General features: G+C 71.7%; 6 protein-coding genes and 1 pseudogene. 1 reads left to right on the top strand and 6 read right to left on the bottom strand.

Annotation, left to right across the window (positions count from 1 at the left end; genetic code table 11):
- Nucleotides 1-1,052 (bottom strand): annotated as a pseudogene (locus tag HLB15_RS12775) (hypothetical protein); the annotation flags it as partial.
- Nucleotides 1,053-1,143: 91 nt separating this feature from the next.
- Here HLB15_RS12775 and HLB15_RS12770 point away from each other — a divergent pair.
- Nucleotides 1,144-2,058, top strand: coding sequence for a L,D-transpeptidase (locus HLB15_RS12770; RefSeq protein ID WP_171106147.1), 915 nt, complete (start codon nt 1,144-1,146; stop codon nt 2,056-2,058).
- A 3-nt stretch (nt 2,059-2,061) separates the two neighbouring features.
- Here the strand turns inward: HLB15_RS12770 and HLB15_RS12765 are convergent, their stop codons facing one another.
- The 5 genes from HLB15_RS12765 to HLB15_RS12745 are packed head-to-tail and all read right to left on the bottom strand — an operon-like array spanning nt 2,062 to nt 7,718.
- Entirely contained in the window at nt 2,062-3,051 is a 990-nt protein-coding gene (locus HLB15_RS12765) for an ATP-binding cassette domain-containing protein (protein WP_171106146.1), read from the bottom strand.
- On the bottom strand, nt 3,051-4,001 hold the full coding sequence (locus HLB15_RS12760; RefSeq protein ID WP_171106145.1) for an ABC transporter ATP-binding protein: 951 nt from the start codon (nt 3,999-4,001) through the stop codon (nt 3,051-3,053). The genes HLB15_RS12765 and HLB15_RS12760 overlap by 1 nt, the downstream gene beginning before the upstream one ends.
- Entirely contained in the window at nt 4,001-4,936 is a 936-nt protein-coding gene (locus HLB15_RS12755) for an ABC transporter permease (RefSeq protein WP_229785081.1), read from the bottom strand. The genes HLB15_RS12760 and HLB15_RS12755 overlap by 1 nt, the downstream gene beginning before the upstream one ends.
- Nucleotides 4,937-4,949: 13 nt before the next feature.
- Nucleotides 4,950-5,945, bottom strand: coding sequence for an ABC transporter permease (locus HLB15_RS12750; RefSeq protein WP_171106144.1), 996 nt, complete (start codon nt 5,943-5,945; stop codon nt 4,950-4,952).
- Between the two features lie 3 nt (nt 5,946-5,948).
- A complete protein-coding gene (locus HLB15_RS12745; RefSeq protein WP_212759816.1) occupies nt 5,949-7,718 on the bottom strand; it encodes an ABC transporter substrate-binding protein in 1,770 nt (589 codons plus the stop codon).
- Nucleotides 7,719-7,930: the final 212 nt, after the last annotated feature.

Here is a 7,930-nt window from a genome sequence, read left to right as displayed (position 1 = left end):
GCGCGCCCGGTCACCCGCTCGCGCGGCGCGTCGAGGGCCGCGCTGCGCCGACCGCTCCCGCTCGCCGCCTCGGCCTGCCCGTCGAACACCGCCTGCCCGTCGAACACGCCCTGCTCGTCGAACGGCCCGTCGAACGGCCCGTCGAGCTGCCCGTCGACCGCGTCGCCCGCGGCGGCGCCCCCCGGCCCCGCACCGTCCTCCCGCGCCGACGGGCCCCGCCCGCCCTCGAGCCGCACGCCGACCTCCCCGGCCACGGCCTCGACGGCGCGCCACTCGTACTCGGGCGCCCCGACGGCGGCCCCGCCGTCAGCACCAGCAGCCTCGCCCGTGAGGATCCCCGTCAGCCGCTGCCGGTCGGCCAGGTGCAGGCGCGCGACGTCGGCCGTCCCGTCCCCGACGGCCGCGAGCGCCTCGCACCAGGCGGCGACCTGGGCACGCATCTCGGTGGGCGGCACGGTGCGCAGCGCGACGGAGCGCGCCCGGCGGCGTCGGGCCTCGGCCGTGGCGAGCCGGCGGCGCGCGGTACGCGAGCCGTCGTGGAGGCTCTGGGCGCGGAAGAGGTCCTCGGTGGTGAGGAACAGGGCGTGCATGCGTGCGGACTGGCGGAGCGCGGACCACGAGGTGCCGGTCGCGAGGTGGCGGTCGCCGATGAGCGCGAGGTGCCACATGAGCGCCGCGAGCAGGGGCACGACGAAGCGGAAGAGCACCGCGCCGAGCGGGTGCCCGACGTAGGCCTCGTGCCACGCGGCGAACACGCCGGAGGCGGAGGAGAGCAGCCAGGTCAGGGCGAGGAGCGTGCCGCCGGGCCGGTTGTCGCGGGCGGCCTCGCGGGCGAGGAGGGCGACGGTGACGAGCGACAGCTCGAAGACGCCGGCCGTGGCGTAGGCGGTGCCCTGGCTCATGGCGAGCACGTCGACGCCGAACTGGACCATCGCGAGGTAGGCGGACCCCGTCGAGATGAGTGCGACGGAGACGGCGCCGGTGAGCACGAGGTTGCGGGAACGGCGCGTCGGGACGGTCGTGGTCGGGAACGTCCGGTCGGCGGTGGCCACGGATCTCTCCTCGGTCGGTGACGGGGTGAAGCGTGCAGGTCGGGCTTACGGAAGATATCGGACGCAGGTTGCCGCCCGGTATCGTCGGGGGATGGCTGAGACGCCCCGGCACGCCCCGGTCCGTACGTCCCGCCTGTGGGCCTGGGTCGCGGCCGTCGTGCTGCTGGTCGTGCTCGCGGCGACGGCATGGTTCGCGTTCCGCCCCGGCGCGGACGGCGTCGCTGCCGCACCGGCCACCGGCGCCCCGTCGCCCTCCCCGACGCCCACGCCGTCCCCCACCCCCTCCGAGCCGGAGCCGAGCCCCGCGGCCTTCGCGGTGGCCGACCTGCCGACGCCGAGCATCGACGGGCTGCTGCCGCGCGAGCTGCCGCAGGTCGACGTCGCGGCGCTGGACGACCTGCCGGACGCGGTGGCGCAGCCGAAGTCCGAGCGCACGCCGGCGTGGGCGCGTCCCGACGTCGCCGTGCCGCCGGTCCTCGCGCTCGAGAACGCCTACTACGACGCGCAGGCGCGCTGGCTCGTGGTCGAGCGCCGGGAGGACTGGGTGCGGGTGCTCGTCCCCTACGGCCGCGGCGCCCTGCCGTCGCAGGACCCGGAGCGCGTGAACGGCGCGTCGGCGTGGCTGCGCGCCGAGGACGTCGTGCTGCGCACGGAGCGCCGGTCGGTGCTGGTCGACGTGTCCGACCGGACGGTGACCCTCCACGAGGCCGACGGCACGCGCGAGCAGCTCTCCGTCGCCGTGGGCGCCCCCGAGACGCCGACGCCGCTCGGTCTCACCCAGGTCTTCACCGTGACGGAGGCCGTCAACACCGGGCTCAGCGTGTTCCTGTCGATGCAGAGCGAGGCGCTGGACGGGTTCTACGGCACGGCGTACGCGGCCACGGCGCTGCACGTGGGCGAGGGCCAGGGCCAGGCGGTGAGCAACGGCTGCCTCCGGCTCACGCCGGAGGACTTCGAGCGGCTCACCGACCTGGACCCCGGCGTCCCCGTGCTGATCCAGGAGTAGCGGTCACGCGGCCGGGCAGTCGTCGTCGGCCGCCAGGCGGAAGCAGCCGACGAAGTGCCCCGGCGTGTGCTCCACGAGCCCGACGCCGTCGGGGACGCCGTCCGCCGCCTCCGCCTCCTCCCCGAAGGCCCGCCCCTGCGCCGCGAGCGCCTCGTGGTACAGGCAGCGCCCGGCCAGGTTCGCCGACCGCTCGGCCTCCTCCGCCTCGACGTCCTCCCACGTGCGGTCCAGGTGCGGCACGGAGGCCAGCAGGTCGCGCGTGTAGGGGTGCAGGGGGTCGTCGAAGACGGCGCTGGTGACGCCCCGCTCGACGACGCGGCCCTTGTAGAGGATGACGACGCGGTCGGAGACGTAGTTGCCGAGCGAGAGGTCGTGCGTCACGAACAGGATGCCCAGGCCGCGCGACTTGAGCTCCACCAGGAGGTTGAGCACGTCGATGCGGGTCGAGGCGTCGAGCATCGAGATGATCTCGTCGGCCACCAGCAGGTCGATGTCGAGCAGCAGGGCGCGCGCGATGAGCAGGCGCTGGAGCTGGCCGCCGGAGAGCTGGTGCGGGAACTTGCCGAGGATGTCGCCGGGCTGGAGGCTGACCGCGCCCAGCGCCTCCTCCAGCCGCCCGCGCCAGTCGGACGAGGAGACGCGCGGGAAGTAGGACCGCCGGAGCGTCTCGAACGTCCTGTCCACCTTGAAGATGGGGTTGAACGAGCTGAACGGGTCCTGGAACACGCCCTGCACCCGGCGGTAGTACTCGCGCCGCTCGCGGAAGCCCAGCGAGGTGACGTCGCGCCCGTCGAACGTGATCGTGCCGCCCGACGAGTCGAGCAGGTGCAGCACCATCTTGCCGATGGTGGACTTGCCGCTGCCGGACTCCCCGATGAGGGACACGACCTCGCCGCGCCGCACGTCGAGGCTGACCTGGCGCACGGCGTGCAGGTCGGAGGTGCCGAAGGTGCCGGTCTTGTAGACCTTGTCGAGGCGGTCGAGCGTCAGCATCAGCTCACCGCCCAGCACGCGACCTGGTGGCCCTCGGCGACCTCGCGGAACGGCGGCGCCTCGGCGCACCGGTCGTGCGCCAGGGGGCAGCGGTCCCGGAACCGGCAGCCCGTCGGCGGGTCGAGGAGCGACGGCGGCCGCCCCTCGATGCCGCTGAGCCGCTGCTCGTCGTACCGGTCGCCCACCTGCGGCAGCGCCCCGATGAGCATCTTCGTGTACGGGTGCAGGGGCGCGTCGATGATCGTCCGGGCCGGCGCCTTCTCGGCGAGGTGGCCCGCGTACATGACGAGGATCGTGTCGGCGACCTGGAAGAGCACGGAGATGTCGTGGGTGATCACGATCATCGACCGGACGAACCCGTGGTCGCGGAACTCGACGAGCGCGCGGGCGACGGCCTTCTGCGAGGACACGTCGAGCGCGGAGGTCACCTCGTCCCCGATGAGCAGGGACGGGTTGAGCAGCGTGGACAGCACGAGCACCACGCGCTGCTTCATGCCGCCGGACAGCTCGATCGGGTACCGCTTCAGCACCTCGGCGTCGAGCCCCACCAGACCGAGCCGCCGCTCGAGCTCCGGCAGCACCTCGGCGTACCGCACGCCGTGCGCCGCGAGCAGGTCGCGGATCATCTTGCCGATCTTCCGCGTCGGGTTCATGGCGGACATGGCGTACTGCGGGATGAGGGACACCTCGCGGTAGCGGTACCGCCGCATGGCGGCGTCGTCGGCGATGGGGAGCTTCTCGCCGTCGAGGGCGACGGTGCCGCCCTCGTGCCGCATGCGGGTGTCGAGGCGGATGAGCGCCTTGCCGAGCGTCGTCTTGCCGCAGCCGGACTCGCCGGCGATGCCCATGATCTCGCCGTCGGCCACGTCGAACGTGACACCGTCGAGGGCCTTCACGTCCCCCTTGAGCGTGCGGTACCAGACCCGCAGATCGGTCACGGACAGTGCCATCACGTCTCCCGCAGCTTGGGGTTGAAGACCTCGTCGAGCCCGACGTTCATGATGTAGAGCGAGCCCACGATCAGGGTGATGCCGAGCCCCGGTGGCACGAACCACCACCACAGGCCCAGGTGGAGCGCGCTCCACTGCACGGCCTGGTTCATCATGAGGCCGAGCGACATCGCGTTCGTGGGCCCGAGGCCGATGAAATCGAGCGACGCCGCCGTGAGGATCGACCCGCCGAACAACAGCACGAACGTCATGAAGAGGTAGGAGTACATGTTCGGTGCGACCTCGCGCCGCAGGATCGTGCCGACCCCCACCCCGGACAGCCGCGCCAGGTCGATGAAGTCCCGCGAGCGCAGCGACAGCGTCTGGGAGCGGACGGCGCGCGCGACCCACGGCCAGCTGAACACGCCGATGTACAGCGCCTGCATCGGCACGCTGCGCACGCCCAGGTAGGCGTTGAGGATGACGAGCACGACGAACCCGGGGATGACGAGCACGACGTTGGTCAGCATGTTGAGCAGCTCGTCGATCAGGCCGCCGCGGTAGCCCGCGACGAACCCGATCGTCATGCCGATGACGGCGGCCACCGCGCCGCCCAGCACGCCCACGAGGAACGTGGACCGCAGCCCGGCCACGAACTGCGCGAACACGTCCTGCCCGAACGTCGTGGTGCCGAGCGGGAAGTCGGCCGACGGCGGCGCCATGGGCGGCCCCGCGTAGTCCATCGGCGCGTACCTCAGGAAGCTCGGCCCGACGAGGCCCAGCACCAGGAAGCCGAGCACCACGACCCCGCCGACCAGCACCTTCGGGTTGCGCAGCGCGAAGTACAGGGTCTCCCGCAGGTCGCCGCCCGCGCGTGCGCCCGACGGCGCCGCCGCGACCGCCGCCTGGTCGGCCGTCTCGGTGCCCGGGCCCGTGGTGGGTTGTGTCGCCGTCATGTCGTCGCCCCCGTCATGCCGTGGCTCCCGTCAGGCCGGTCCGCGTGCGGGGGTCCACCAGCACGTAGACGATGTCGATCACGAAGTTGGCGACCAGCACGCCGATCACCACGAACAGCAGGGTGCCCTGCAGCAGGAAGAAGTCCTGGTTCTGGATGGCGGACAGCACGAGCTTGCCCAGCCCCGGGTACCCGAACACGATCTCGGTGACCAGGGCGCCGCCCAGCACGGTGCCGAGCTGGAGCGCCAGGCCCGTGATCTGCGGCAGCATCGCGTTGCGGAACGCGTACCGGCGCACCAGCCGGCGCGGGGCGCCGAGCGCGGACAGGTAGTTCGAGTAGTCCGACTCCAGCTCGTAGATGATCAGGTTGCGCATGCCGATCGCCCAGCCGCCCAACGAGACCAGGAACAGCGACAGGAACGGCAGCACCCAGTGGTGCAGCAGGTCGGCGACGAACGTCCACGACCACTGCGGCACCAGCCCGAAGTCGTACCCGCCCGCCACGGGGAACCACCCCAGCGCGACGCCGAGACCCCACGCGAGCAGGATCGCGAGCCACATGTACGGCATGGCCGTGACCAGGTACCCCACGGGCAGGGCCACGTTGTCGAGCCAGCGGCTGCGCGCCGCCATGGCGCCGACGGTGTTGCCGACCACGAAGCTCAGCACGATCGCGGGGATCATGATGCCGAGCGTGTACGGCACGGCCTCGAGGACCACCTGGCTCACCGGCGTGGGGAAGAGCCACACGCTCGTGCCCAGGTCACCGCGGAACAGCGCGGCCCAGTAGTTCAGGTACTGCTGCCAGATCGGCAGGTCGAGCCCGAACGTCCGCTCGTAGTACGCGGCCATGGACGCGATGGTCTCCGGGTGCTGGACGGCGGCCCGGGCGACCATGCGCTGGACCGGATCCCCCGGCATGAGCCGGGGGATCAGCCAGTTCAGCGTGACCGCGACGACGAACGTGAGCCCGTACACCAGGGTCTTGCGGGCGAGGTAACCGCGCATGCGTCAGGAGGCGGGCTCGAGGGCGAGCAGCGTGTTCAGGCCGCCCATCTGGACGTACCCGTTCCACAGCACCGGGAAGTAGGCGTCCTCCCGTCCTTCCTTCGGCCAGTTGGTCCACTGGGACTCGTTGTACTGGGCCCAGGCGCCGTTGTACCAGAGCGGGATCATCGGCAGGTCGGTCATGAACTTCTCCTGGACCGCCGACAGCGCCTCGGTGAACTCGGGCGTGCCGTTCTCGGTGCGCGACAGGGTCTGCACCAGCTCCCACGCCTCCTCGTCCTCGTAGCGGCCGAAGTTGCCCGCGAGCATCTGCTCCTGGATCGGCTGGTAGAAGGCGTAGTTGTAGTAGGTCCACGGCGTGTTGCTCACACCGGCGTTGCCGTTGATGAGCAGGTCGAAGTCGCCCGTGGCGCGCGCGTCGTCCAGGGCGCCCGCGTCGGGGAACTCCGCGGTGACCTTGATGCCGGCGGCGGACGCGTCCTCCGCGATGACGCGCGCGGCCTCCATCCAGTCCGTCCAGCCCGCCGGGACGATGAGCTTGAGGTCGATCGCCTCGCCGTCGGGCGTCTCGACGAACCCGTCGCCGTCGGTGTCCTCGTAGCCGGCGTCCGCGAGGACCGACTTCGCCTCGTCCGCGTCGAACGTGTAGCCGTGCTCGGCCGCGACGCCCTCGTCGTAGTACTCCTCGAACGCGGGCACCAGGCCCGACGGGTGGGCCTTCTGCACCAGGCCGCCGTACGCGTTCGTCACGATCTTCTCGACGTCGATGGACCGGGCCAGCGCCTGACGGAACTCGACGTCGTCCATCGGGGCCCGCGTGTGGTTCGGGACGAGGTTGGCCGACGCCGCCGCCAGCATGTACGGCTCGCCGTCGTAGTAGGTGGTGACCTGGCCGGTGTCGACGAGCTGGTTCACACCGGGCAGGAAGTTGTTGCTCAGGTCCAGCCCGCCGGACAGCATGAGGCCGAGGGCCACCTCGTTGGAGGTGTTGACCACGTCGACGATGTACTTCATCGGCATCTCGAGGCCGAGCTCGCTCTTGGCCCACCAGTCGTCGTTCCGCTCCCAGACCATGCGGTCCTGGCCGACGGCCGAGAACTTGAAGGCGCCGGACCCGACCGGGTCCTCGTTCGGGTTGGACAGCAGCTCGTCGTCCGACCAGTCACCCATGATGTGCTCCGGCACGATCATCGTGGTGTAGAGCCAGTTGTCCCACTCCTGGTAGCGCGGGTCGGAGAAGGTGAACGTCACCGTCGTGTCGTCCGTCGCCTCGACCTTGTCGAGCCAGGTCCACAGGTTGCTCCACGGCACGGCGTCGACCTGGCCGAGCTCGGCGGTGAAGACGACGTCGTCGGCGTCGAGCGTCTCCCCGTCCTGCCAGGTGAGGCCCTCACGGAGGGTGAGCTCGTAGGTGTCGTCGCCGGTCCACTCGCCACCCTCGGCGAGCCACGGCGTCAGCTCCAGCGAGATCGGGTCGAACTGGAACAGCGGCTCGTAGACCAGGCCGCCCAGGCCGGTCGCGCCGCCCGCGCCCGGGATGGGGTTCCAGGACGACGGCGGGCCCCACTGGGTGCCGCTGGTGAAGACGGTCTCCTCGCGCGGGTACTCCCCGACGAGCTCCTGCGCCGCGTCCATGCCCTCGGCGGACGCGTAGGGGTTGGACGTCGTGGGCGCGCTCCCACCGCCGCCGGAGCAGCCGGCGAGCAGCACGCCCGCCACGGAGGCGACCGCCAGGGCGACCACGCCCCGGGACCTGGTCTGTCGAAGGAACATCGTCGATCCTCTCGTCCCGCGCCCGCACGGCCGTCGTGCGGACCCCGGCGCAGCGCCGCGCCGGGTTGGTCAGCCATCGTTCTAGCCCTTCCGGAGGTTGGTCAAGGTTTGTCACCTATGTTGCGCAATCGTCACCTTGGCGTGGTCCGGCGCTTCGCGCGGCGGGCCGCCCTGCCGCTAGGCTGTGTGCGCCGGTCCGGGACGCCGTCCCG

The sequence above is a fragment of the Promicromonospora citrea genome, from assembly GCF_013004695.1.
Classification (GTDB): Bacteria; Actinomycetota; Actinomycetes; order Actinomycetales; family Cellulomonadaceae; genus Promicromonospora; species Promicromonospora citrea.
This window is presented reverse-complemented; position numbering and strand designations above follow the sequence as displayed.

What these genes read in the sequence shown, in the direction of transcription:
- HLB15_RS12770 (WP_171106147.1), top strand. Translation starts at nt 1,144, where the DNA reads ATGGCTGAGACGCCCCGGCACGCCCCGGTCCGTACGTCCCGCCTGTGG.
- HLB15_RS12765 (WP_171106146.1), bottom strand. Translation starts at nt 3,051, where the DNA reads ATGCTGACGCTCGACCGCCTCGACAAGGTCTACAAGACCGGCACCTTC.
- HLB15_RS12760 (WP_171106145.1), bottom strand. Translation starts at nt 4,001, where the DNA reads ATGGCACTGTCCGTGACCGATCTGCGGGTCTGGTACCGCACGCTCAAG.
- HLB15_RS12755 (WP_229785081.1), bottom strand. Translation starts at nt 4,936, where the DNA reads ATGACGGCGACACAACCCACCACGGGCCCGGGCACCGAGACGGCCGAC.
- HLB15_RS12750 (WP_171106144.1), bottom strand. Translation starts at nt 5,945, where the DNA reads ATGCGCGGTTACCTCGCCCGCAAGACCCTGGTGTACGGGCTCACGTTC.
- HLB15_RS12745 (WP_212759816.1), bottom strand. Translation starts at nt 7,718, where the DNA reads ATGTTCCTTCGACAGACCAGGTCCCGGGGCGTGGTCGCCCTGGCGGTC.